The 25010-nt window shown below is 60.8% G+C and carries 27 protein-coding genes; 26 read left to right on the forward strand and 1 reads right to left on the reverse strand.

Annotation, left to right across the window (positions count from 1 at the left end):
* The first annotated feature begins 19 nt into the window (after positions 1-19).
* The 17 genes from FGQ61_RS06465 (at position 20) to FGQ61_RS06545 (ending at position 16644) form a co-directional block, all read left to right on the forward strand.
* Positions 20-562: a peptidylprolyl isomerase gene (locus FGQ61_RS06465; protein WP_006236059.1), complete on the forward strand. Its 543-nt coding sequence runs from the start codon at positions 20-22 to the stop codon at positions 560-562.
* 11 nt (positions 563-573) lie between these two features.
* Positions 574-1878 carry a tetratricopeptide repeat protein gene (locus FGQ61_RS06470; RefSeq protein WP_138374979.1) on the forward strand — a complete coding sequence of 435 codons (1305 nt, stop codon included), beginning with the start codon at positions 574-576 and terminating at the stop codon, positions 1876-1878.
* A gap of 127 nt (positions 1879-2005) precedes the next feature.
* Positions 2006-3037 (forward strand): rod shape-determining protein, encoded by a 1032-nt coding sequence (gene mreB / locus FGQ61_RS06475; RefSeq protein ID WP_006236061.1) that lies wholly within the window; start codon positions 2006-2008, stop codon positions 3035-3037.
* Positions 3038-3115: 78 nt separating this feature from the next.
* On the forward strand, positions 3116-4057 hold the full coding sequence (mreC, locus tag FGQ61_RS06480) for a rod shape-determining protein MreC (RefSeq protein WP_138374991.1): 942 nt from the start codon (positions 3116-3118) through the stop codon (positions 4055-4057).
* An 11-nt stretch (positions 4058-4068) separates the two neighbouring features.
* Positions 4069-4635 carry a rod shape-determining protein MreD gene (locus tag FGQ61_RS06485; RefSeq protein WP_022094761.1) on the forward strand — a complete coding sequence of 189 codons (567 nt, stop codon included), beginning with the start codon at positions 4069-4071 and terminating at the stop codon, positions 4633-4635.
* A 13-nt stretch (positions 4636-4648) separates the two neighbouring features.
* Positions 4649-6718, forward strand: coding sequence for a penicillin-binding protein 2 (gene mrdA, locus FGQ61_RS06490; RefSeq protein ID WP_138374980.1), 2070 nt, complete (start codon positions 4649-4651; stop codon positions 6716-6718).
* A 9-nt stretch (positions 6719-6727) separates the two neighbouring features.
* Positions 6728-7954 (forward strand): FtsW/RodA/SpoVE family cell cycle protein, encoded by a 1227-nt coding sequence (locus tag FGQ61_RS06495; protein ID WP_022094759.1) that lies wholly within the window; start codon positions 6728-6730, stop codon positions 7952-7954.
* An 18-nt stretch (positions 7955-7972) separates the two neighbouring features.
* The gene (locus tag FGQ61_RS06500) at positions 7973-8902 is read left to right on the forward strand and encodes a YcjF family protein (protein WP_117745944.1); all 930 of its coding nucleotides are present in this window, start codon (positions 7973-7975) and stop codon (positions 8900-8902) included.
* A 10-nt stretch (positions 8903-8912) separates the two neighbouring features.
* Positions 8913-10790 carry a TIGR03960 family B12-binding radical SAM protein gene (locus FGQ61_RS06505; RefSeq protein WP_118094270.1) on the forward strand — a complete coding sequence of 626 codons (1878 nt, stop codon included), beginning with the start codon at positions 8913-8915 and terminating at the stop codon, positions 10788-10790.
* Positions 10787-11599, forward strand: coding sequence for a TIGR03936 family radical SAM-associated protein (locus tag FGQ61_RS06510; protein ID WP_055285117.1), 813 nt, complete (start codon positions 10787-10789; stop codon positions 11597-11599). The genes FGQ61_RS06505 and FGQ61_RS06510 overlap by 4 nt, the downstream gene beginning before the upstream one ends.
* Positions 11600-11666: 67 nt before the next feature.
* Complete coding sequence (gene rplU / locus FGQ61_RS06515) at positions 11667-12041, forward strand: 50S ribosomal protein L21 (protein WP_035138585.1); 375 nt, start codon at positions 11667-11669, stop codon at positions 12039-12041.
* 33 nt (positions 12042-12074) lie between these two features.
* Positions 12075-12332 carry a 50S ribosomal protein L27 gene (rpmA, locus tag FGQ61_RS06520; protein ID WP_006236075.1) on the forward strand — a complete coding sequence of 86 codons (258 nt, stop codon included), beginning with the start codon at positions 12075-12077 and terminating at the stop codon, positions 12330-12332.
* Between the two features lie 85 nt (positions 12333-12417).
* The gene (gene obgE / locus FGQ61_RS06525; protein WP_022094754.1) at positions 12418-13884 is read left to right on the forward strand and encodes a GTPase ObgE; all 1467 of its coding nucleotides are present in this window, start codon (positions 12418-12420) and stop codon (positions 13882-13884) included.
* Between the two features lie 3 nt (positions 13885-13887).
* Positions 13888-14565 carry a nicotinate-nucleotide adenylyltransferase gene (gene nadD / locus FGQ61_RS06530; protein WP_022094753.1) on the forward strand — a complete coding sequence of 226 codons (678 nt, stop codon included), beginning with the start codon at positions 13888-13890 and terminating at the stop codon, positions 14563-14565.
* An 87-nt stretch (positions 14566-14652) separates the two neighbouring features.
* Positions 14653-15186, forward strand: a complete 534-nt coding sequence (gene yqeK / locus FGQ61_RS06535) for a bis(5'-nucleosyl)-tetraphosphatase (symmetrical) YqeK (protein WP_171021533.1) — start codon at positions 14653-14655, stop codon at positions 15184-15186.
* A gap of 28 nt (positions 15187-15214) precedes the next feature.
* On the forward strand, positions 15215-15670 hold the full coding sequence (rsfS, locus tag FGQ61_RS06540; RefSeq protein ID WP_138374982.1) for a ribosome silencing factor: 456 nt from the start codon (positions 15215-15217) through the stop codon (positions 15668-15670).
* A 224-nt stretch (positions 15671-15894) separates the two neighbouring features.
* The gene (locus FGQ61_RS06545; protein WP_161144683.1) at positions 15895-16644 is read left to right on the forward strand and encodes a transposase; all 750 of its coding nucleotides are present in this window, start codon (positions 15895-15897) and stop codon (positions 16642-16644) included.
* Positions 16645-16861: 217 nt separating this feature from the next.
* On the opposite strand, the gene dinB is transcribed toward FGQ61_RS06545, so the two are convergent.
* Positions 16862-18115: a DNA polymerase IV gene (gene dinB, locus FGQ61_RS06550; protein ID WP_138374984.1), complete on the reverse strand. Its 1254-nt coding sequence runs from the start codon at positions 18113-18115 to the stop codon at positions 16862-16864.
* 201 nt (positions 18116-18316) lie between these two features.
* Between dinB and rpsP the strand changes: the two genes are divergently transcribed.
* From rpsP to FGQ61_RS09755, 9 genes are read left to right on the forward strand one after another with little or no spacing between them, the layout of a single operon-like run.
* Positions 18317-18658 (forward strand): 30S ribosomal protein S16, encoded by a 342-nt coding sequence (rpsP, locus tag FGQ61_RS06555; RefSeq protein WP_022094749.1) that lies wholly within the window; start codon positions 18317-18319, stop codon positions 18656-18658.
* Positions 18659-18700: 42 nt separating this feature from the next.
* On the forward strand, positions 18701-18946 hold the full coding sequence (locus FGQ61_RS06560; RefSeq protein WP_171021534.1) for a KH domain-containing protein: 246 nt from the start codon (positions 18701-18703) through the stop codon (positions 18944-18946).
* Positions 18947-18980: 34 nt separating this feature from the next.
* Positions 18981-19472, forward strand: coding sequence for a ribosome maturation factor RimM (gene rimM, locus FGQ61_RS06565; protein ID WP_225094251.1), 492 nt, complete (start codon positions 18981-18983; stop codon positions 19470-19472).
* Between the two features lie 10 nt (positions 19473-19482).
* Entirely contained in the window at positions 19483-20241 is a 759-nt protein-coding gene (gene trmD, locus FGQ61_RS06570) for a tRNA (guanosine(37)-N1)-methyltransferase TrmD (protein WP_138374986.1), read from the forward strand.
* A 2-nt stretch (positions 20242-20243) separates the two neighbouring features.
* Complete coding sequence (gene lepB, locus FGQ61_RS06575; protein ID WP_138374987.1) at positions 20244-20807, forward strand: signal peptidase I; 564 nt, start codon at positions 20244-20246, stop codon at positions 20805-20807.
* 59 nt (positions 20808-20866) lie between these two features.
* Positions 20867-21778, forward strand: a complete 912-nt coding sequence (locus FGQ61_RS06580) for a glycine--tRNA ligase subunit alpha (RefSeq protein ID WP_138374988.1) — start codon at positions 20867-20869, stop codon at positions 21776-21778.
* A 3-nt stretch (positions 21779-21781) separates the two neighbouring features.
* Positions 21782-23878 carry a glycine--tRNA ligase subunit beta gene (gene glyS / locus FGQ61_RS06585; protein ID WP_138374989.1) on the forward strand — a complete coding sequence of 699 codons (2097 nt, stop codon included), beginning with the start codon at positions 21782-21784 and terminating at the stop codon, positions 23876-23878.
* 34 nt (positions 23879-23912) lie between these two features.
* Positions 23913-24779 carry a pyruvate, water dikinase regulatory protein gene (locus FGQ61_RS06590; protein ID WP_138374990.1) on the forward strand — a complete coding sequence of 289 codons (867 nt, stop codon included), beginning with the start codon at positions 23913-23915 and terminating at the stop codon, positions 24777-24779.
* Between the two features lie 54 nt (positions 24780-24833).
* Complete coding sequence (locus tag FGQ61_RS09755) at positions 24834-24959, forward strand: hypothetical protein (RefSeq protein ID WP_267471266.1); 126 nt, start codon at positions 24834-24836, stop codon at positions 24957-24959.
* Positions 24960-25010: the final 51 nt, after the last annotated feature.

The following is a 25010-nucleotide window of genomic DNA, read 5'->3' on the forward strand; positions in this document are numbered from 1 at the left end:
CGCACGAGGAAGGAACCACATGTTTGGTTTTAAGAAAGAGCTCTACACGCCCGAGTATCAGCTTGCCGGCGACGAGTGCGCCGTTATCGAGACGTCGAAGGGTACCATCAAGGTCAAGTTTGACGGCGAGGGCGCTCCCATTCATGTCGCGAACTTCTGCGAGCTTTCCACGATGGGCTTCTATGATGGCCTTAAGTTCCATCGCTATGTGCCCGGTTTTGTCATCCAGGGCGGCGACCCCAATACCCGCGATATGTCCGGCGCCGACGTCGCCGCTGGTCTTGAGGGCCCCGACGGCATGCCCGGTACCGGTGGCCCCGGCTACTGCATCAAGGGCGAGTTTGCCACCAATCCGCGCAACAGCCATGTCGATGGTGCCCTTGCCATGGCACGCTCCATGGACCCCGATTCCGCGGGTTCGCAGTTCTACTTCTGCCTGGGCGCCCAGCATAACCTCGATTCCGGTTACACCGTCTTTGGTACCACGGTCGAGGGTCTCGATGTGATTTCGCAGCTGCGTGCCGGCGACGAGATCGTCCATGTCGAGATCGTTCACGAGTAAAGGGGACTTCCTTGAATAGCCAGCTGATCCAACAGGGCCGCGCCGCTTACCGCGCGGGTGATTTTTCCGCTGCAGCCCAGATGCTTGGGGCGGCAAAAACTCCCGATGAGATTATGGGCGAGGCCGATCACCTTCGTGGTAACGCCTTGATGCACCTGGGCATGTATGCCGAGGCCGCCGAGGCCTACACCGCTGCCCTCAATGACGGCACCTACGGCAAGCGCGGCGCGCTGCTCACCAACCGCGGCAAGGCACTCGCCGCCGTGGGCGACTACACGACGGCCGCCCAGGCGTTCTCTGCTGCTACGCAGGATGCTTCCTATGCCACGCCGTTCAAGGCCTATCTGGGCCTGGGCAATGCGCTGTTCCAGTCGGGCGACTATGCCAACGCGGGTACTGCCTTTCGTCAGGCCGCCATCGACGGCGCCAATCCGGCTCCTGCCGCCGCACTCGGCGAGCTCGGTCGTTGCTTCATTAAGCTTGGCCGTCCGGCGGATGCCGTGGAGACCTACCGCACGGCTATCGACTTTGCCGGTCCCCGCGACGACACGCGTGCGCTCAACGCCGGCATGGGTCAGGCGCTTTCTGCCGCCGGCCGCCCCTCCGACGCACTCGACGCCTTTAACGCCGCTACTGCCGATGGCATCTACCAGCTCACCTCCGAGCAGGCCGATGAGCTTGCCCGCGTGCACGATTCGCTTGCCGCGCTGTCTGCCCAGACGGCTATGGCCACGGCTCCGGCGCCCGCGATGGACGCTCCTGCCGTTGATCCGCTCGATCCTACGGGCGCGACCGGCCAGTTTATGCCCGATCCCTCGGACACCGGCTTCTTTACGCTGTCCGAGTCCGAGATGGTCCAGCAGGACCGTCAGGATCGTAAGCAGGCCAAGGTCCGTCGTCGCCATCGCCACACGGGCCTCAAAGTCTTCATCGTGCTGCTTCTGCTCATTTTGATCGCCGCGGGCGGTCTGGGCTTTGCCTACACGCGCGGCTTTGGCTTCCCGTCTCAGGAGTCTGTCGTTACCGATCTGTTCCAGGCTGCCGGCGACGGTGACACCGCAAAGGCCGAGTCTTGCCTGGCCTCGAGCCTGTCCGAGGACGCCAAGTCGATGATCATCTCCTCGATTCCGCAGGGTGCCACCGTGTCCGTCGAGGGTATGGATCAGTCCATGACCGAGACGACCACCAAGGTTAAGGCTTCGCTGTCCAAGGGCGGCGAGCAGGAGTACACCGTCAAATTCGTGCGCTCCGACAACCATATCGGCTGGGCCGTTTCCTCGCTCGATATGGATTTCTCGGCTGCTGACAACCAGTAGTGACCTTATGGGATTTAGCTTTGCCCGGCGCTTCACCGCAAGTGAGGTGCCGGGCTTGCGCTAGTATGATGAGCTAGTAGTTTTCCAGCAATCATCCAACACATCAGGAGTTGCGTTGTTTTCTTTGATGGATATGTTCTTCGGTAGCTATGCGGGCGATCTTGCCATCGACCTCGGCACCGCAAATACGCTTGTCTCCGTGCGTGGCAAGGGCATCGTCATTCGCGAGCCCTCTGTTGTCGCCATCGACAAGAACGACGAGCGCATCCTCGCGGTCGGTATCGAGGCAAAGCGCATGCTCGGCCGTACGCCCGGCAACATCGTGGCCGTTCGTCCCCTGAAGGACGGCGTCATCGCCGACTTCGATGTTACCGAGGCCATGCTCCGCTACTTTATCGACAAGGCGTCTGAGAAGCGCTATCCGTGGACCCCGCGTCCGCGCGTTGTCGTCTGCGTTCCCTCCGGTGTCACGTCTGTCGAGAAGCGTGCCGTCTTTGAGGCTACGATCCAAGCCGGCGCTCGCCAGGCCTATCTGATCGAAGAGCCTATGGCCGCCGCTATCGGCGCCGACCTGCCCGTCGAGGAACCCACCGGCTCCATGGTCATCGACATCGGTGGCGGTACCACCGAGGTTGCCGTTATCGCTATGGGCGGCATCGTCGTCTCGCAGTCCATCCGTATTGCCGGCGACGAGTTCGATCAGGCCATCCTCACGCACGTTCGCGATGCCTACAACCTTGCCATCGGCGAGCGTACGGCAGAGGACATCAAGATCAAGGTCGGTTCCGCCGTGCCGCTCAAGGACGAGCTCGACGTCGAGGTCAACGGCCGCGACGTGATCACCGGTCTGCCCAAGACCGTGCGCATCGAGAGCGAGGAGATTCGTCGCGCGCTCAACAAGCCGCTCGACGAGATGGCCAAGGCCGTCAAGGACGCCCTCGATGCCACGCCGCCCGATCTTGCCTCGGACCTTATGTACTACGGCATTTTGCTGACTGGTGGCGGCGCGCTGCTGCGCGGTCTCGACGTGCGCCTGCGCGATGAGACCGGTGTTTCGGTCAACGTCAGCCCCACGGCGCTCGATAACGTCGTTAACGGCTGTGCCCGCGTGCTCGAGGCCAATGCGTTTGATGGCGGCTTCGTCCAGACCAATGCTTAATTTCCAAAAGGTGGATTCCATTTGGCACGATCTTCGGGTTTCTCCACAAATCTGAATACCAAGCGACAATCAACGGGTATGCGCCCGTTGATTGTTTTCAGCCTGATTTCGGTGTTGCTGCTCACGTTTTACATCCGCGAGGGCGAGGCAGGGCCGATTCATGCCGTGCGTTCGGGCGTAACGACGATTACCTCTCCGGTGCGCTTTGTGGGCTCGGCTGTGGCGGCTCCCTTCAATGCGATTGGCAACGTGTTCTCTAACCTAACGGCGTCGCAGGACACGCTCGACGAGCTCAAGAAGCAAAATGAGGAGCTGACCTCTAAGGTCGCCGAGCTTTCTGAGGCTCAAAAGACTGCCGAGCGCCTGGAGGGCCTGGTCGGGCTGCAATCGACCTACAATCTCAAATCGACCGCAGCTCGTATCGTTGGTGCCTCCGGCGATGCCTGGACCTCGACCGTTACCATCGACAAGGGCTCTGCCGACGGCCTTACCATCAACATGCCCGTGACGAGTTCTGCCGGTGTTATCGGCCAGATTATCGAGGTATCGGCCAAGACCTCTACCGTGCGCCTGATTGGCGACGAGAACTCGGGCGTGTCCGCCATGGTGCAGGACACGCGCGCCCAGGGTATGCTGCAGGGTCAGGCTGACGGCACGCTGCGTCTTGAGTACGTGAGCGTCGACTCCGATGTTAAGGTTGGCGATATCATCGTGACCTCTGGCATCGGTGGCGTGTTCCCCAAGGGCCTTCCGCTTGGCACCGTCTCGTCGGTTGAGAAATCGGCAAACGACGTGTACTACACCATTGTGGTGCGCGCTCAGACCACGGCCGAGAACAACGAGGAAGTGCTGGTCATCACCTCGCTGACCGACGAACAGTCGGCCTCGGATGAGGACGTGAGCACGGCCAACAGCACGCCGCAGGGAACGTCGCGCGATGCTGTGACCAAGACGAAGGACGAGAGCTCGGATGACAGTTCCGACACGTCCGAGACGACCGATTCTGGCTCGAGCGAATAGGGGGCATGTCCATGGATCTACACGAGCAGGGGATGAGCTCCCGCACGTTTGTAATCGCCGCCATTGTGTGTGTGCTGCTGCAGGCAGGCCTGGCACCGCAGATCTCCATTGCGGGAGGTCGCGTCAACTTCATGATTATCCTGGTGTGCCTAAGCGTGTTCTCGGGCGACCCGACCCGTGCCGTCGTGTGCGGTTTTTGCAGCGGCTTGTTTTATGACCTGTCCGCTGCCGTGCCGGTGGGCGTTATGTCGCTCCTGCTGACCGTGGGTTCTTTTGCCCTGGTGCACAGCGCCGTCGGTCAGACGGGCGGTACCCCGAGTGCGCGCGGCGTCACCGTGGGCGCCTTTGCGCTCGTCATTAATGTGATCTACAGCATCATCTTGCTGTTTATGGGTTTGGAGACGAGCTTTGTCGTGGCGATCTTCGGCCATGCGCTGCCGTCCTCGATCCTGACGGGTCTGGTTGCCATTCCGTTTTTGATGTCCGGCGTCGTGCCGCAGTCCGGCTATGGATTCTCCGCACGTGGCGGACGCCAGACGGGTATGCGCTTTAAGCCCAAGACCCGCAAGCTCAAATAGGGGAGGCCCGTAGATGTCTTCCCAGATGACGGTTATTATCGCCGGTATCGTGCTGGTTGTGGCCATCGTGGTCGCGCTGGTCATCATGCGTCGTGGCGATTCCCGTTTTACCTACGATACACAGCATGGAACGGCCCCGCGCGCCACCGAGGGCGAGGGCAATACCGCGGCGACCGCCTTTAAGGGCCGCTTTTCCATCCTCACCACGGGTGTGGGCGCGATGTTTGCGGCACTTGCCGTCAAGCTGTGGGGCATGCAGATGGTCTCATCGGACTATTACGAGAAGCAGGCCAATAGTAATCAGACTCGCACCGTTACCACACCCGCTGTGCGCGGCCGCATCCTCGACCGCAATGGCGTGGCGCTTGTCCAGAACCGTCCCTCACTTGCTGTCGTGGCCTACCGCGACCTTGCCGAGGATGAGGTTCTGGTTCGCCATCTTGCCAACGTGCTTGGAATGCCTTATGTGGCGGTCCTTCGCAATATTCAGGACAATACAGAGGGCGCTCAGAGCCTGCATACCATCGCGACGGACGTCCGTCGCTCCACGGTTGCCTATATCAAGGAACACGCCGGCGAGTTCCCGGGCGTCAAGATTGCCGAGCGTACCGAGCGCCAGTATCCATACGGCGAGACGGCATGCCATATCTTGGGCTATACCGGCACCATTACCTCCGAGCAGCTCGAGGCCCAGAATAAGAAAACCTCTGGCGATGATGATGCTTCTGCTGGCAAGATTACGTACCAGTCGGGCGATATCGTGGGCCAGGCGGGCGTTGAGAGCTACTACGAAAACCTGCTGCAGGGTATTCGTGGCGAGCAGACCGTCAAGGTCGATGCCTCGGGCAATGTGACCGGTCAGGCCGGCGCCGTGCCCGCGAAGGCCGGCTCCGACATTAAGCTCACGCTCGACCTTAAGATCCAACAGGCCTGTGAGACGGCGCTGGCGAGCGCTATCGAGCTTGCCAAGACCACTGGCTACAGCAATGCCGGCAACGGCGCTGTGGTGTGTCTCGATCCCAACAATGGCGAGATCCTGGGCATGGCGAGCCAGCCCAAGTTCGATCCGTCCGTCTTTATCGGCGGCGTCTCAAATGACGTGTGGACCGAGCTCAATGATGACAAGGGTTCGCACCCGCTGCTCAACCGCGCCATTAGCGGACAGTACATGTCGGCCTCGACCATCAAGCCGCTCTCGGCACTGGCCGGTCTTGAGTTTGGAACCTACACTTCAACGCAGACAACCAACTGCACGGGTTATTGGACGGGTCTGGGCAAGGCTTGGGGCAAGCGCTGCTGGCTGACGTCTGGCCACGGCACCATGACGCTGCAGTCGGGTATCGCCAACTCGTGCGACCCCGTCTTCTACGACATGGGTAAGGCGTTCTTTTATGACGAGCAACATCCCGAGGGCCTGCAGGAGGTCTTTCGTCGCTGGGGCCTAGGCAAGACCTGCGGTATCGATCTGCCGAGTGAGGGCGCGGGTCGTATTCCCGATGCCGAGTGGAAAGAGTCATACTTCACCGACGCCTCTGCCGAGGACCGCAAGTGGAATGCCGGCGATATGACCAACATTGCTATCGGCCAGGGCGACATCCTGGTGACGCCCCTGCAGATGGCGTGCGCCTATATGGGTCTTGCCAACGGCGGCAAACAGTACGTGCCTCACGTATTTTTGTCTGCCGTGTCGCGCGATGGCGACGGCGATGCCTATAAGTACAATGGCAAGGGCAAGAAGAAGCGCCTGGAGGCCAAGATCAACAGCGATTCGGATTTGGCTCTTGTTCGCAACGGCATGCACGACGTGATTTACACGGCATCGACGTCCCTGGCGGCGCACTTTGGCACCCTGACGCCGCAGGTATACGGCAAGTCGGGCACGGGCGAGAAAAGTGGCGAGGACGAATACGCGTGGTTCTGCGCCTATGCACCGGCCGATGATCCCAAGTATGTCATCGCTACCGTCCTGGAGCAGGGCGGCGGTGGCTCAGATACCGCGATGCATGTCGTGCGCGACGTGCTCGGCGTGATTTATGACGAGCCCGATACCTCTTCGGCCTCGGGCGATTCTTCGGTTCGATAGGAGGTTGCGATGGATTTTTCTCCGGCGGATCTGTTCCGTTCAACCAAGACCGGCTCTCGCAGCAGCCTGGACCGCGTCAACAAGCAACTTTCGGCCTCGCGCGGCACGTTTCGCCAAAAGGTGCATATCGGTGTGCTCGTGGCTACTGTGGCGCTCGTCGCCTACGGTGCCATCATTATCTGGTCGGCTTCGCAGTTTAAGGCCGATGCTTCGTTCTCGCGCCATTTGCTGGGAATTGGCATCGGAGCGGTGCTGGCGGTGCTCGTCTGGCGAACCGACCTGCGCGGTATTTCCAATTTCTCGACGGCGTTGCTCGTCATCGACCTGATCGTGATCTTCTCGCCCAAGATTCCGGGTCTGTCCTATACGGGCGGTCTGGGCATGACGGGCTGGATCAAGATTCCCGGTATCGGCTTGACGTTCCAGCCGGTTGAGCTTGCCAAGCTCATCACCATCTTCTTTATTGCTACGCTTGGCTCGCAGTATAACGGTCGCATCGATACCGTTCGCGACTACGTCAAGCTCTGCGGCATGCTGTCTATTCCGTTTTTGGCCGTCGTTGCCATGGGTGACCTGGGCTCGGGCCTGGTCGTGCTGGTTTCGGGCGCCATCGTCATCTGCATGAGCGGTGCACGCCGCGAATGGGTGCTGTCGACCCTGGCCCTGCTCGTGGGCCTGGTGGCCCTCGTCCTGGCGCTTGATTCGGTCTTTGATTCGTTGCTCGGCCACGATGTGCTCATCAAGCAGTATCAGATGAACCGTCTGACGGTCTTTATCGACCCCGATAATGCCGATTCGGACGATGCCTACAACCTGCAGCAGTCGCTTATCGCCGTTGGCTCGGGCGGCTTCTTTGGTAAGGGCCTGGGGCATGCGACGCAGTCGGCCGGCGGCTTTCTGCCTGAGTTCCACACCGACTTCGTCTTCGCCTTCCTGTCCGAGACCTTTGGCTTTTGCGGTTCCTTTTTGCTCCTGTGCCTCTACGTGCTGCTGATCTTTTCGACGATTCGCGTCGCCTTTAAGTGCGAGTCGCTGTTTTTGCGTCTTTCGTGTGTGGGCATCGTTGGCATGTGGGCGTTCCAGACTTTCGAAAACATCGGCATGTGCATCGGCATGATGCCGATTACCGGTATTCCGCTACCGTTTATTAGCTTCGGTTCGTCTTCGATGATGATTCAGCTGCTGACGGTGGGTATCGTACAATCCATATGGCGGCATCGTTCGGGCGCCGCGTAACCGCTGGAGGGGTTTGCTATGAAAATTCCCGTAGATAAGCTGACCCGCGCTTTTAAGATGGGCGCGTCCGTTAAGAAGGATTCCGATACGCCGGTGCGCGTCTCGGTCTATCTGGATTCGTCCGCCTCGCGCTTTCTGGCCGAGACGGTGCGTGACGCCTTTGTGCCGCAGACGACCTCGGGCATTGTGCGCGTCGAGCGTCTGGGGGAGGAGCGAATTGCTCCAAAGACCGATACCGATGTGGTGCTGGTGCTCTCGTGTGGTTCCGACCGCTTGGAGAGTGCCGTGCAGGAGCTCGTGATCGCCGGCGCGCCCGTGTGCGTGCTTGCCGAGTCTGCTGTGGAGGTGCCGTTTATCGAGGAGTCCACGCCCATGCTCGGCGTGGTGGCGGCAATCGATAAGACGTATCTGCTCGAGACGCTTGCCCGCTGGATTCTCGATCGCACCGACAAGGAAACGGCTTTTGCGGCGAACTTTGCCTTCATGCGCATCGCGGCGGCCAACCGTATCATCACCTCGTGCGCGCTCACCAATATGGCGACCGGTGCACTGGTGTTTTTGCCGGGCGCCGATTATCCCGTTATGGCGCTGGCGCAGGTGGGCATGCTCTTTGAGCTCGCTGCCGTCTTTGGACGCGGCATTAAACCCGAGCGTGGCTACGAGGTCGCGGGCGTGCTTGCCGGCGGTCTTGTGATCCGCGCGGTCACCCGCGCGCTCGTCAAGCAGACGCCGCATATTGGGTTTGCCGTCAAGGCGCTCACTGCTGCCGCGGGCACCTATGGCATGGGCCGTGCGCTCGTTTCGCTCTACGAGCGCGATGTCGACTACAGCCGTGCCAATGAGGTGGTCACTGCCACGTTTTCCCGCGTTCGCGATCTTGTGACCACGGTCGCGGGCGCTACCCGTCCTATGGCGTCCTACCAGGACGCATCAGATCTCGCTGCTTAGGGGTTTTCCGTTGCGCGTTCCGTACCAAGATTGTTTTCATTTAATTGAGCCGTTGCTCGCCAAGGTCGAGAAGCCGAGCCGCTATATCGATCACGAGTGGGGCACGCTTTCCAAGGCCGATGCCGACTACCGTTGCTGCCTGATCTACCCGGATGTGTACGAGGTTGGTCTGCCCAACCAGGGCATCGCCATCCTCTACAACATCCTTAACCAGGCCGAGGGCATCTCCTGCGAGCGCGGCTATGTGCCGTGGCCCGATATGGGCGACGCCATGCGCGAGGCGGGTATTCCGCTGCTATCGCTCGAGGGTGCAGCGCCGGTCGCTTCGTTTGATATCGTCGGTCTGCATGTGCCGCACGAGATGGCGGTGACGAACTTCCTCGAGGCTTTGGACCTCGCTGGCATTCCGCTGTTAGCGGCCGACCGAGGTGAAGACGACCCAATCATCATCGCCGGCGGTCCCTCGGTGTACAACCCCGAGCCGTACGCGGCCTTCTTCGATGCCATCCTCATCGGTGAGGGCGAGGAATCGCTGCTCGAGACCTGCCAGCTGCATCGCCGCCTGCGTGACGAAGGGGTCCCGCGCGCGCAGATTGTCGAGCAGCTTGCATCCATTGCCGGCAACTACGTGCCGTCGCTCTATGAGGTTCGTCATGACGAGCCCTGCTCGCCGCATGGCTACACCGTGCCACGTGAGGGCAAGGATGCGCCGACCGTGGTCTACAAGCGCGTCGTCGAGGATTTCGGCGCCACGAATCCGCTGTCGCAGTCGTGCGTGCCCTATGCGCAGCTGGTTCACGACCGCCTGTCTATCGAGATCCTGCGCGGCTGCGCCCGCGGCTGTCGTTTTTGCCAGGCCGGCATGACGTATCGCCCGGTGCGCGAGCGCTCGGCCGACCAGATCGTCTCGTCGGTGATTCAGGGCCTGGAAAAGACTGGCTATGACGAGGTGTCGCTGACCTCGCTCTCCACGACCGACCACTCCTGCATTCGCGACGTGCTCGGCAGGCTCAACCGTCGCCTGGAGGATACGGGTATTCGCGTGTCTATTCCGTCGCAGCGCCTGGATTCGTTTGGCGTGGATATGGCCGAGTCGGTCGCCGGCGAAAAGAAGGGCGGACTAACGTTCGCGCCCGAGGCCGGCAGCCAGCGCATGCGCGACATCATTAACAAGAACGTGACCGAGGAGGACCTGGACCGTGCGGCCAAGGCGGCCTTCGAGGCCGGTTGGAACCGCATGAAGCTCTACTTTATGATGGGCCTTCCCGGCGAGCGCGATGAGGACATCGTGGCCATCGCCAATCTGGCCGATCACGTGCTGGAGCTCGGTCGTTCCGTGGTGCCCAAGGCTCGTCGCGGCTCGATTTCGGTGTCGATCTCGGTTTCGGTCTTTATCCCCAAGGCTGCCACGCCGTTCCAGTGGTGCCCGCAGCTCGACTACGACGACGTCAAGCGTCGCCAGAAGCTGCTTATCACGAGCGTTCGCAACCGTGCCGTCCGCGTGCATTACCACGATGCCGAGACCTCGCTCATCGAGGCCGCGCTTTCCCGCGCCGGTCGTGACATGACGCCCGTCATCATCGATGCTTGGCGCTCGGGCTCTCGCTTTGACGCCTGGGTAGAGCATTTCTCGCTCGATAACTGGAAGGAAGCTGCTGCCAAAAACGGCATCGACCTCAATGAGCTCGTGCACCTGCCCTACGAGTTGGACTGGCGCCTGCCGTGGGAGCACGTGAGCCCCGGCTGCACGCGCGGCTTCCTCGAGCGCGAGTACCGTCGCTCGCTCGAGGGCGTCACGACTCCCGACTGTACCCGCACGTCGTGCACCGGCTGCGGGATCTGCCCCACGCTCCACGCCAAGAATGTATTGATGGGTGATCGCGCATGAGTGAGCGCCTGACCGACAACCCCTCGCTCTTTAGACTTCGTGTTCGCTATGGCAAGCGCGATCGCCTTAAGTACCTGGGCCATCTCGAAGTAATCCATACCATTGAGCGCATCGTGCGCCGTGCGGGACTTCCCTATGCCGTCACGCAGGGCTTCTCTCCGCACATGCGCGTGGGCTTCTCTTCGGCGCTGCCGGTGGGTACGTCGTCGACCTGCGAGTGGTATGACCTGTTTATGACCGAGTTCGTGGCGCTCGACGAGGCGTTTGGGCGCCTGGCTGCGGCGTCTCCGGCCGATCTGGCGCCCATCGAGGCGGCGTACATCGACGTGCGCACGCCGGCGTTGACGGCGCAGCTCACGCGCCTGTCGTATCGCATCGACCTGCACTTGGATCCCGAGGCGCCCGTAAGCGCCGACGAGGTGCGTCGTGCGATCGACACGCTGCGCGCGGGCCACGGCATCGACTACGCGCGCGGCAAAAAGAGCAAGCGCTTGGATTTGGATCACACGCTCGTGGGCTATGAGCTCACGGCGGGGGAGCGCCCGGACCATTTGGTGCTCATGCTCGACACCCATGCCGACAACGAGGGCTCCATGCGTCCGGAAATTTTGCTTTCTGCTGCTGATGTTTTGTTGCAGGGCTTGACCCCGGGCGTGGATGCACCTATTGTTTCCACCGGTATGCAAGACCTCGTGACCATCTGCTCCTACGATGTCGAGCGTCAGAATCAAGCATGCGAGGACGACGAGGGCCGACTCGTCAGCCCCATACCTGTGCGAACTTGTGGATTTGCTCCACATACTCGTTGACGGGGGTATTTTCGCCTGCTACTATATTCGGCTGTTGCACTAACTGATGCATGAAGGGCAAGTAAACATGTACGCAATCGTTAACACGGGCGGCAAGCAGTACAAGGTCGCCACCGACGATGTCATCACCGTCGAGAAGATCGAGGGCAATGAGGGCGACAAGGTCACCCTGCCGGTTATCTTCCTCAACGATGGTAAGAAGATCGTCACCGATCCCGACAAGCTGGCCAAGGCCAAGGTTACCGCTCAGATCGTTGAGCAGTTCAAGGGCGAGAAGCAGCTGGTCTTCAAGTTCCACAAGCGCAAGCGCTATCGTCGTCTGAAGGGTCACCGTCAGCAGCTCACCAAGCTGAAGATCGTGAAGGTTCAGGCTACCTCCCGCGCCAAGAAGGCTGTCAAGGCAGAGGCTGAGGCTGTTGCCGAGGCTCCCGTCGCCGAGTAGATTACACTCGTAACGAAAGAGTAGGTATACACAATGGCACACAAAAAAGGACTCGGTTCCTCCCGTAATGGCCGTGACTCCCGCGGTCAGCGCCTTGGCACGAAGCGCTATGCCGGCCAGACGGTAACCACGGGCACGATTCTCGTCCGTCAGCACGGCACGCACATCCACCCGGGTGAGAACGTTGGCCGTGGTAAGGACGACACGCTGTTCGCGCTGGTCGACGGTACCGTTGAGTTCCACAAGGGTATCAAGCACAGGGTCAGCGTACGCCCGCTCGCGAACGCGTAATTCACCCTTCATAGAGCACATATGTGGGAGGCACTTGAGTTTTAGGATTCAAGGGTCTCCCTCTTTTTTGTAGGAGGCGATTCTGTTGTCACAGTTCACCGATATCAGCCGCATTAACGTGTGCGGCGGCGACGGCGGAGCCGGATGCATGTCGTTTAGGCGCGAGGCATTTGTCCCCAAGGGCGGCCCCGATGGCGGCGACGGCGGTCGTGGCGGCAATGTCGTCATCCAGGCCGATGCTCAGCTGTCTTCGCTGATCGATTACCGCTTTAAGCATCACTTTCGCGCCGAGCGCGGCACGCACGGGCAGGGTGCCCGTCGTAACGGCAAGAGCGGCGAGGACCTGATTCTCAAGGTCCCTATGGGTACCGTGGTGCGCGAGCTCGATCCCGAGACGCAGACCCCGATGTTTGAGATTGCCGACCTGGTGCACGACGGCGAGCGCGTCGTCGTGGCGCCCGGCGGTGCCGGCGGTCTGGGCAACACGCACTTTGTGACGTCGGTGCGTCGCGCTCCGGCCTTTGCCCAGTTGGGCGAACCGGCCGAGGAGCACTGGATCGAGCTCGAGATGAAGCTTATGGCCGATGCCGCGCTCGTGGGCTTTCCCTCCGTGGGTAAGTCATCGCTCATCGCGCGCATGAGTGCCGCCCGTCCCAAGATTGCTGACTACCCGTTTACCACGCTCGTGCCGAACCTCGGCATGGTGCGTGCCGGTGAATATTCTTACGTCGTTGCCGACGTCCCCGGTCTTATCGAAGGCGCGAGCGAGGGTAAGGGCCTGGGTCACCAGTTCCTGCGCCACATTGAGCGTACGGCCCTGATCATGCACGTCGTCGACATGACGGGTGGTTTTGAGGATCGCGATCCGGTCGAGGATTACCACATCATCAACCGCGAGCTCGAGCAGTATGGCGCCGAGCTTTCGGAGCGTCCGCAGATCGTCGTTGCCAACAAGTGCGATGCGCCGGGCACGGCCGACAAGATTGCCGACCTCAAGCGCGCAGCGCTCGACGATGGACATATGTTCTTTGCCGTGTCTGCCGTGACGGGCGCCGGCCTCAACACGCTGATGCTTGCCGTGGGCGAGCAGGTGGCTAAGCTGCGCGCCGAGTTGGCTGTCTCGGATGAGCCGGTCGTTCTGCGCGACGATGAGTGGGAGCGCCGTCGCCTGCAGCGTGAGAAGCGTTTCCGCATTGTTCAGGAAGAGCCCGGTGCCTTCCGCGTGGTCGGTCGTGCCATCGAGCGCATGGTCATCCAGACCGACTGGGAAAACGAGGAAGCCGTCATTTACCTGCAGCATAAGTTTGCGCGTATGGGTGTTGACGACGCGCTCGAGAAGGCCGGTTGCCGTGCGGGCGACGAGGTCCGCATTTGCCAGCGCGCCTTTGACTTTGAGGGCGCCGAGGACTTCTCGGAGTACGAGGAGCTCGAGGATGCTGGCGAGGACGTTGCCGTTGAAGCCATTGACGTGGCCGATGCTGCGGATGAGGGAGTCGAGGTTGTCGATGCGGCGGATGCCGCGGGCGATGCCGAGACCTCGGAGGGCGAGTAAGCCATGTCGCTGCGCGGTGGAATCGGTCTGCCCGAGCTTCCTCTAGAGGACGGGCAGGAGTTTAGGCTCGGCATTATGGGTGGCACCTTTGATCCCATCCATTACGGGCACCTGGTGACCGCCGAGCAGGCGCGCGAGTCGCTCGACTTGGACGCTGTGCTCTTTATGCCGGCGGGCTCTCCTGCCTTTAAGCTTGACAAGCCGGTGACGCCTGCCGAGGACCGTTATGCCATGACGGTCCTCGCCACCGCCGCGAACCCGGCCTTTTTGGCGAGCCGGTTCGAGATCGACCGTCCGGGTGTAACCTATACGGCCGATACGCTTCATGCCCTTCGCGACTTTTACCCGTCGCAGGTAAAGCTCTACTTTATTACGGGCGCCGACGCGATTATCGATATTGTGACTTGGCATGATGCCGAACGAATCGCTGAGCTTGCTACCTTTATTGCGGCGACGCGACCGGGCTTTGATATCGATACGGCGCGTGCCCGAATCAAAGAGTCGGGGCTGCCGTTCGACGTGCGCTATATTCAGATTCCGGCGCTGGCGATCAGCTCGACGAACATTCGCAAGCGTGTTGCCCGTGGTATGAGCGTGCGCTATCTTACGAGCGAGTCCGTGCTCGGCTACATTCGCAAACGCAGGCTATATGCCGATTTGGGCCAAGAAGATTTTGAGTGATGGGGGTCTACGTTGTCGGTAGAGGATCAGTTTGAGGGCGATGAGCGCGCGCTGCTCAAGCGCATTCAAGAGCTGCTCGATGTTCGCATGAAGGATAAGCGCAAGCGCTATGTGCATTCGCTGGGTGTTGCCGAGACCGCACTTCATCTGGCCGAGGTCTACGGCGTTGACCGCTTTGATGCCGCTGCCGCCGGCCTGATCCATGACTGGGACAAAGTGCTCTCCGACGACGAGCTGGTCACGCGCGCTCTGCATTACGGCATTAAGATTGCCGGCTCTCCTTCCGCCGCGACGCCGCTTTTGCATGGCCCAGTTGCCGCCTATGAGCTTCCGCAGCTTTTTCCCGGGCTGTCGCCGGCGGTCTTTCAGGCTGTCGACCGTCACACCGTGGGAGCTTGCGACATGACGCCGCTCGATATGGTGGTCTTTGTGGCCGATGTCATCGAGCCCAACCGCCACGGCGACTATGCGCATGCGCTGCGCAAGATGGTGGGGGAGTCGACGCTCGATGAGTTGTTCTTCTCCTGTTTTGCGCAGGGTTTGGTCTATGTGATCCAGTCCGGGCGTTATCTTTATCCCACGGCTATTACGATTTACAACCATTACGCCCAGCTACGCTAGCTCGGGTGCGTCTAGAAAGAGGTATTCCATGGCCGACGAGACCATGACTGACGAGCAGATTCTCAAGGATGTGGAGCACAAGAGCTTCGCCGCCACGTCCGACCGCACCGCCGCCTCGCTGTCCGCGAGCGGTGTCGCCGCCGAGGATGTCGCCCGCGCCGCCGCGCAGGCCGCCTACGACAAGAAGGGCGAGGACGTTCAGGTGCTCGACCTGACTGAGCTTTCCGATGTGTGCGACTACTTTGTCCTTGCTACCGGCACCAACAACCGCCAGGTTGATTCGATCGTCGACGAGATTGAGGAGAAGGTCGCCGAGGCTTGCGGCGAGCATCCGTTCTCCATCGAGGGCCGCGAGCAGAAGACTTGGATGCTCATGGACTACGGTTCGGTTGTCGTCCACGTCTTCACTCCCGAAGCCCGCGACTTCTACCGCCTCGAGAAACTCTGGGGAGACGCCCCCCAGCTCCCCCTCAACCTCCTCTAGTAGCTCATTTGAGACGGGGTTTAGCTACCCTCACGCATATCGCCGGGCAGGTGCGGTTTCCGCACCTGCCCGCCTTTCTTTTTGCCCAAAGTAGCTAATTTGGGACGGGGCTTTTTTAGCTACTACCTACCGTTCGCCGATAGAAGCGAGTTGCGGTTCATTGCGTGATATTTAGCTTTCCGACTCGGGTAACGTATTTGTTATCTGTAGAGGAGGAGATGCGTATGACTCGGACCGCGCGGGAAATCTCTGTTTACGGCTATTACCATGTCGTCCAAAAGGGCTGTGGTGGTCAGCTGATATTTGAGGATGCCGATGATCGGATATATTTGATTCGGTTGCTTGCCTCGAAATGCCGAAAATACGACGTCAATATCATTGCTTGGTGCCTTATGGACAACCATATTCACTTGTTGCTAGATGATGAACATGTTCACCTGAGCGATTGCATGCACTCTGTTACGACTGCATATGCGATGTATTTCAACGCGAAAACCGGACGGAAGGGACCAGTTTTTCAGGATCGATTTAAGAGCGTGCCGATTCTTAACGATGATCAGCTGCTCAACTGTGTGAGATATATTCACGATAATCCTGCGAAAGCCAGGATTGGGACTGCTTCACTATATCGTTGGAGCAGTTTTAGCGAATATATGGGATACCCGGGTATTTGTATGACTGAATGTGTGCTAGGTTTGCTCGGAGATTCTCAGAGATTTTTTGCTTTCAGTACCTCGGGAGAACCGAATCGATATTGCTTCCGTGACGGCGCTCATGTGAGCGACATAGATGCACTGGAGTTTGCACAGGCTCTCCTTAAACCGTATGAGCCTCACCACCTTAAAGATTTGCCTAAAGCCGTGCGCGACAACTACATCCGTACGCTCAAAAACGAGGGCTTTTCGATAAAGCAGATCGTGCGCCTCACGGGCATCGGTCACTGCACGATTCAGAAGGTCAAGCTCGATCAGTAGCTATTTGGGACAGAGTTTTGTTGCGGCGGGCAAACCGGACATCCGGGGTAGTCAATTTGGGACGGGGCTATTTTAGCTACCCTTTGGCTGACGGTGAATGAATTAGGCCGAATGAATCTCAACCGATATATAGGGGTAGCTAAAATAGCCCCGTCCCAAATTGACTACCAATGCCGTGTCGGACGGAAGGCAGCAACCCCCCCCCGTCCAAAAAAGACTAGTTATTGAAGCGGGATTGGCGGCCGAAGGAAAGGGCGGTGTCGCCGAATTTGTCTCGGACGGCGTCGATGGCGACGGAGAGGTCGCGGCGGTCGCTGGATTGGGCTCCGCGGTCATCGATCTCGCAGAACAGGTCAGTCTGGATGCCGCCTTGGTGGTCGAAGTCGCTCATGCCGATGCCCGCTAAGCGAACATGCATGCCATCCTGCCAGATGTTGTCGAGCAGTTCGAGTGCAACCGCCACGAAGATGTTCTCATCGTCGGTCGGATGAGGCAGCCGGCGCTGTGCCGTACGCCCGCTGCCATACGAATACTTAAGCTTGAGCGTTACCGTGGCACCCGTCAGCCCCTGACGGCGCAGGCGGCGTCCCACTGACTCTCCCAACAGCGCAATCGCCGCCTCAATATCCCCACGCTCAGTCAAATCTTTCGCAAAGGTGCGTTCATTGCTGACCGATTTGACCTCGCGCTCTTCATCGAGACTCGTGACTTCGGAGATTTCGAGTCCTTGCGCACGCTGGCGCATGCGTTCGCCGTTGACGCCAAAAATAGAGGCCAAGGTGGATTCCGGTGCACGTGATAGCTCGCCGAGGGTGTAGATGCGCATGCGGCGCAGTCGCTCCTCGGCCGAGCGCCCGATGCCACTCATGGCAGATACCGGCAGCGCGGCCAAAAAGCGCTGCTCGGTTCCGGGGCGCACGATGGTCAGCCCAAACGGCTTATCCCGCTCGCTTGCGATTTTTGCGACCGTCTTGTTGCAGCCCACGCCAATGGAGCAGGTCACTCCCAGCCCTGCCACGCGGTCGCTTATACGCCGCGCAACCAGCAGCGGGTCTTCGGGCGCAAAGCGACCCGGTGTGATATCGATAAAGGCTTCGTCGATGGATACGCGCTCGACGCGCGGGGTCTCGTCGGCGAGAATCGCCATGACCTGCGCGCTCACCTCGCGGTAGCGATCAAAGTGCCCGTGCGTCCAAATGGCTTTCGGGCACAAGCGCCGCGCTTCGGCCGAGGCCATGGCAGAGTGCACGCCAAAGCGACGTGCCTCATACGAACACGTGGACACGACGCCACGCGAATCGGCGTCTCCGCCCACGATGAGCGGCTTGCCGCGCCATTCGGGATGATCGAGCATCTCCACGCTCGCAAAAAACGCATCGAGGTCCATCAGGCCCACCGCCGGACCCGTCCAGGGAGGCGGCGTGACGCCCGTGGCATCCTCATAACCGTATGTATGTTCGCGTCTTTCCATGTCATGAGTATACCGCGCAGCTCATGTGGGGTGCGTGTATGTGCTTGCAAATCCCGAATTCTTGTCTAAGATATGGATTTGCCCTCGACTACACCGAAGAAGTTGGTCTCACGGACTTCACCTGCCCGCGTCGATGGCGTATTATGTTCAACTGTTTGTTTGTAGTTGCAGCCTAAAGCTGCTTGGTTGGAGGAGTTTCCTTTGGCAGTCAAGATTCGCCTTGCTCGTCACGGCGCTAAGAAGCGTCCGTACTACCGTGTCGTCGTCGCCGATTCCCGCGCCCCGCGTGACGGTCGTATCATCGAGGAGGTTGGCCGCTACAACCCGATGACCGCCCCCAAGACCATCAACCTCGACCTCGAGAAGATCGCCGACTGGCAGTCCAAGGGCGCTCAGCTTACCGACGCCGTCGCCGCTCTGGTCAAGGCCGCCAACGAGGGCGAGAAGACCGAGACCGTCGTCAAGAAGTCCAAGAAGCAGCTCGCCAAAGAGGCCGAGGCCGCTAAGGCTGCCGCTGAGGCCGCTGAGGGCGCCGAGGAGTAAATCGTGCCTGAGGTTGACGCTGCACAGCTCGAGGGTGAGGCAATGCTCTCAGATCGCATCGCCGATCTCGTCGAATATCTCGTTGTTCAGATCGTCGACGACCCGGATTCCGTGAGCCTTGAGGTCATCGATGGTGACGACGCCTCTACAATTGAGGTTTCGGTCGCCGAGGATGACGTCGCTAAGGTCATCGGCCGTCGTGGCCGTACCATCAAGGCCATTCGCACGCTCGCCCGTGCACTGGCCGCTCGCCTCGACACTGCTGTCGAGGTAGAGGTTCTGGGCTAGGACCTTGAGGTCCCAGTACAAAAACATCGCCCGTGTGGTCAAGCCGCACGGAAGGAAGGGGGAGGTCCTCGCGCAGCCGCTGCGGGGGCTTCCTTCTGTATTAGAGCCGGGTATGCGCGTCGCCCTGACGCCGCCGGCGCTCAAGCGCGACCGCTTTTGCACGGTCGTGTCCGTCACCGATACGGGCGATGGCGATCTGGTCTCGTTTGAGGGCATTGACGACTTGACGGCCGCCGAGGGTATCACGGGATGCTACGTGCTGGCAAATCGTGACGATTTTGAGCTCGATTCGCTCGACGCTGCCTATACCGACCTGATGGGTCGCGAGGTGGTCGACGAGCGCTTCGGTTCGCTCGGCACGATCGTCGAGATCATGTCGACGCTCGCTAACGATGTTTGGGTTGTCGAGGGCGATCGGTACGGCGAGGTACTGATTCCCGTGATCGAGCAGGTCGTGCTCGATCTTCCCGACACAGGAACAATTTCCGTCCACGTTATGGACGGCCTGATCGATATGGACAAGTAGGGAGGACAACATGCTGATCGAGACCCTTTCGGTCTTTCCCGAGATGTTTGAGCCCGTCATGTCCACATCGATCTTGGGCCGCGCCCGCAAGGCCGGCCTTTTTGATTTCAAGGCGTATAACCTGCGCGACTGGACGCACGACCGCCATCGTACCGTCGATGACGAGCCGTACGGCGGCGGGCAGGGCATGCTCATGAAGGTCGAGCCTATCGCAGAGGCCATCGAGGCCATTGGCGCAGAGGGTCCCAAGCCCACGGTTGTGTTCTTCACCCCCTGTGGCGAGCCCTTTACGCAGCATGTGGCCGAGCGCCTGCTCAAAAGTGAGCGCCTGCTGTTTGTGTGCAGCCGCTACGAGGGCGTCGACGAGCGCGCGTATGCGTATGCCGATGAGCGTCTGTCGATCGGCGACTACGTGCTCACGGGCGGCGAGCTTCCCGCTATGGTCGTTGCCGATGCCGTCGTACGCCTGATTCCCGGCGCCCTGGGCGACGAGATGAGCAATGTGGACGAGTCATTCTCGACCGCCGAGGACGGAGGACTGCTCGAGTACGCGCAGTACACCCGCCCCGCCGAGTTCAACGGCGAGGGCGTGCCGCCGGTGCTTGTGAGCGGCGATCACGCCAAGGTCGATGCCTGGCGTCGTAAGAACGCCATCGAGCGCACCTGCCGCTGGCGTCCCGATCTGATCGAGACAGCGCGGCTCACGCCCGAGGAGCGCGCTTACGCGCAGGAGATTTTGGACGCTTCGTATTCGCAGAGCGAGGAGTGAGAATGGTTCCTACGCAACATTCCGCGTTGAGGGGTGCTTTTGAGTGGATCGCGGTCATCGCGATCGCACTGGTCGCCACCTTCTTGATTCGCTCGTTTGTGGTCGAGCCCTTTGTGGTGCCCACCGGCTCTATGGAGGACACAATCGAGATTGGCGACCAGATCCTGGCGCAAAAGGTGAGCCTCGAGCTCGGTCAGCCCGTCAAGCAGGGCGATATCGTGGTGTTTCACAACCCCGATGGCACCTCCGAGCATGATGTTCTTGTCAAGCGCGTTATTGCCACGGCCGGCCAGACGGTCGACCTGCAGGATGGCAAGGTGGTCGTTGACGGCCAAGCGCTCGACGAGGACTATACGACGGGCATGAGCTGGCCACTTTCGGTCCAAGCGCCCGGCGCTCAGGTAAGCTATCCCTACACCGTTCCCGACGGGTGCGTGTGGGTGATGGGCGACAACCGCGAAAACTCTGCCGACTCACGCTACTTTGGTCCCGTCGATCGCTCTGATTTGATCGCTGTGGCGCTTGTGCGCTACTGGCCGCTCAACCGCATCGGCGCTATCGACTAAAAACCGCTATAGTACAGTACCTAACCGTGTAATCGTTTCGACGAGGGGATATTAGAGGCATGAACGCTTCATCGCTTTCCTTCCAAGACATCATCCTGCGCCTCCAGCAGTACTGGGGCGAGCAGGGCTGCGTCATTATGCAGCCCTATGACTCCGAGGTCGGTGCCGGTACCTTCCATACCGCGACCACGCTGCGCTCGCTCGGTCCCGCCGAGTGGCGCACCTGCTATGCGCAGCCCTGCCGCCGTCCCGCCGACGGCCGCTACGGCGAGAACCCCAACCGCATGCAGCACTACTATCAGTTCCAGGTGCTCATCAAGCCGTCGCCGGTCAACGCCCAGGAGCTCTACCTAGGTTCGCTGGCCGCCATTGGCCTGGATCCCAACGACCATGACGTCCGCTTTGTCGAGGACGACTGGGAGAGCCCGACGCTCGGCGCCTGGGGCCTTGGCTGGGAGGTCTGGCTCAACGGCATGGAGGTCACGCAGTTTACGTACTTCCAGCAGGTGGGCGGCATCGAGGTCGATCCCGTGCCCGTCGAGATCACCTATGGCCTGGAGCGCATTGCCATGTACGCTCAGGGCGTCAACTCCGTCTACGACCTGGTGTGGAGCTACCTGCCCGACGGAACGCCCATGACCTATGGCGACGTGTTCCTCGAGAACGAGCGCGAGTTCAGTGCCTATAACTTTGAGGTCGCCAACGTCGAGATGATGCGTCAGAAGTTTGACGACTACGAGGCCGAGTGCCACTCCTGCCTGGAGCGCAAGCTGCCGCTGCCGGCTTATGACTGCGTCATGAAGTGCAGCCACGCCTTCAACCTGCTCGATGCCCGTGGCGCCCTGTCCGCGGTCGAGCGCGCTAACTACATCCTGCGCGTCCGCGCCGTCGCTAAGGCGTGCTGCGAGGCCTATATGGCCGAGGTCGCCGAAGTCAACGAGAATGCCGATCAGGAAGGCGAGGTGGCGTAAGCCATGGCAGACGCTAAGGATTTCCTGTTTGAGATCGGTACGGAGGAGATGCCCTCCGCGCCGCTGAACAATGCCGTCAAGCAGCTTGGCACCATGATCGCCAAGGGTCTCGACGAGGCCGGTCTGGCCCACGGCGAGGTCCGCGTGATCTCGAGCCCGCGTCGCCTGGCTGCGCTCGTGGCTAACGTCGCCACCGCGACCGATGAGGTTCACGAGGTCAAGCGTGGCCCCGCGGCCAACATTGCCTTCGACGCTGACGGTAACGCCACCAAGGCCGCCCAGGGCTTTGCCCGCAAGTGCGGTGTGGCTGCCGAGGACCTGGTCCGTCGCGAGGACACCGACGGTCGCGAGTATGTGTTCGCCGAGAAGAATATTCCCTCCGCACCGGCTACGCCGATTCTGACTGCTCTGTGCGAGAAGACCATCGCCGGCCTGCAGTGGCCCAACTACCGCAGCCAGCGCTGGGGCCACGAGCACGCGACGTTCGTGCGTCCGGTCCGTTGGATCTGCTGCCTTCTGGGCGAGGATGTTGTGCCCGTGTCGTTTGCCGACGTGACGAGTGGCAACACCACGCGCGGTCATCGCGTACTTGGCCCTGGTGACCATGTGGTTGCCAGCCCCGCCGTTTACGAGCAGGTGCTCGAGGACGCCGGCGTGCTTTCTGCCGAGCGCCGTCGTGAGGCCATCCTCGCCGGTATCGCCGAGGTCGAGGCCGCCCGTCCCGGCTGCCATGTCGATACGCCCAAGAAGGTCTTCGAGGAGGTTATTAACCTCTGCGAGTGGCCGACGGTGCTCGTCGGTACCTTCGATGAGGAGTTCCTCAAGGTCCCGCACGAGATTATCTGCGAGTCCATGCTCACCAACCAGCGCTACTTCCCGATCTATGACGGCGAGGGCAAGCTCACGCGTGAGTTCGTGGTCGTTTCCAACAGCAAGCCCGAGAATGCCGAGCGCGTGATTGACGGCAACGAGCGCGTCGTGCGCGCCCGTCTGGACGACGCCAAGTTCTTCTACGAGGAGGACCTGAAGATCTCCCTCGACGAGTTCCGCGAGCGTCTGGCCAAGGTCGCCTTCCAGGAGAAGCTCGGTAGCGTGCTCGCCAAGTCCGAGCGCATTGAGCAACTCGCGCTTGCCATCGCTCGCGAGGCCCATCTGGGCGCCCACCTGGCCGCCGACGCTGCTCGCGCCGCGCACCTGTGCAAGGCCGACCTGGTGTCTAACGCCGTCGTCGAGTTCACGAGCCAGCAGGGCGTGATGGGCGGTTACTACGCCATCGCGATGGGGGAGAACGACGAGGTCGCTCATGCTATTCGCGATCACTATCGTCCTCGCTTTGCCGGTGACGAGCTGCCCGAGGGCACCGCTGGCTGCATCGTGGCCTGTGCCGACAAGCTCGATACCATCGCCGGTATCTTTGCCATCGGCGAGCCCCCGACCGGCTCTTCGGACCCCTACGCGCTGCGTCGTGCCGCTATCGGCATCATCAACATCCTGCGCGACCGCCTGCCGATCGACCCCACGTCGCTCATCGACTTCGCCCTCGAGCTCTATAGCGAGCAGGGCATTGAGTTCGACGCCGCCGAGGTCGCCCAGCAGGTTCGTGACTTCTTCCATGGCCGCCTGGTGAGCATGGCCCGCGACGAAAAGATCCCGGCCGATACCGTTGCCGCCGTCTCCGCGGTGCACATCATCGCTCCGTCCGTCTTCTTCGCCCGCTGCGCCGCCCTCGACGAGGCCCGCAAGAACGACGCCGAGACGTTCGACAACCTTGCGACCGCCTATGCTCGCGCCGCGCATATCTCCAAGCCCGAGCTGGGCGTGGAGTACGACCGCAGACTGATGGGCGAGGTCGAGCTTGCGCTCGCCGACGCCTCCGAGGCTGCTCAGACCGCTGTCGATGCCGCCCTTGCTACCGAGGATTATCCGGCCGCATTTGCTGCCCTCGCCGCCCTGCGCGCGCCCATCGACCGTTTCTTCGACGAGGTCATGGTCATGGACAAGGACGAGCAGCTCCGCGATAATCGCCTTAAGCTGCTCAACCGCTTCGAGGCCGTTTTCTCCGGCATCGCCAACATCGGTGAGCTTGCTCGTAAAAAGTAAGCCAGCCTGCGCGTAAGCGCAAAAGGAGCCCCGCATGGATTGCCCGGTCACCGCTCGTCCCACCGTTATCGTTATCTCCGACTCGCTCGGTGATACCGCTTGTGAGGTGGTGCTTGCGGCGTCCGGGCAATTTGATGAAGGGGCTTTTCGTTTGTTGCGCCTGCCCAAGGTGACCTCGGTGGAGCAGGTGGAGTCGTTTGTGGGCCCGCGCGTCGATGCCGACCATCGCGATATTGCCGTGTTTCACACCATTGTCGATCCGGCGCTTCGCGCCCGCGTGCTCGATTACCTGGGCATGCTGCATATCCGTTCGGTCGACCTGATCGGTCCGACGCTCGCCGTGCTATCGTCGCTCATCGGTGTGCCGCCCAAAGGCGTCGCGGGCGTGATTCACAGGACCGATGACCGCTATTTCCATCGTATCGAGGCCATGGAATATTTCGTTGAGCACGATGACGGGCGCGGTTGCGACGATTTGTCGGGTGCCGATATCGTGCTGCTGGGCGTATCGCGCACGTCCAAGACGCCGCTGTCGATGTATCTGGCTTATCAGGGCTACAAGGTTGCCAATGTTCCGTTGGCCCATGGCATGGAGCCGCCGAAGTCGATTTACGAGGTCGACCCGATGCGCCTGTTCGGCCTGATTTCGACCGTCGATGTGATTTCCGAAATTCGCGATAGCCGCTTGGGCGATGACTGCGCTCGTGCCGTTGCCGGCTCCTATGCCGAGCCCGAGAGCGTGCGCAGCGAGCTTGAGGAAGCTCGTGCCCTCATGAAACGCCTAGGCTGCTTTGTGGTGCGTACCGACGGCAAGGCCATCGAGGAAAGCGCTGCCGAGATCATTAGCCACTTGGAGGAAATCCAAGAAGCCCGTGCCCGCCGCGCCGCCCGTCGCACCTAATAGGGGGTGCGGACAGAAAGTTGGACCGTGAAGCGGTCCGGACTGGAGGTTCGCATGTACAGCAGGGAGAAGGTCGAGCTCTTCCTCCTGGCGACGGAGGACGGCATGGGGCCGACCGCCGCCGCGAAGTTCGCGGGGGTCTCGGTGGGCGCGGCCAAGAAGTGGGCGACGGGGTGTTAGCGCTACTGTAAAAACAACCAATTTCGCCATCGCACTTTAGCCGATTCCGCC

This window comes from Collinsella aerofaciens (assembly GCF_005844325.1).
In the GTDB taxonomy this organism is placed as follows: Bacteria; Actinomycetota; Coriobacteriia; order Coriobacteriales; family Coriobacteriaceae; genus Collinsella; species Collinsella aerofaciens_G.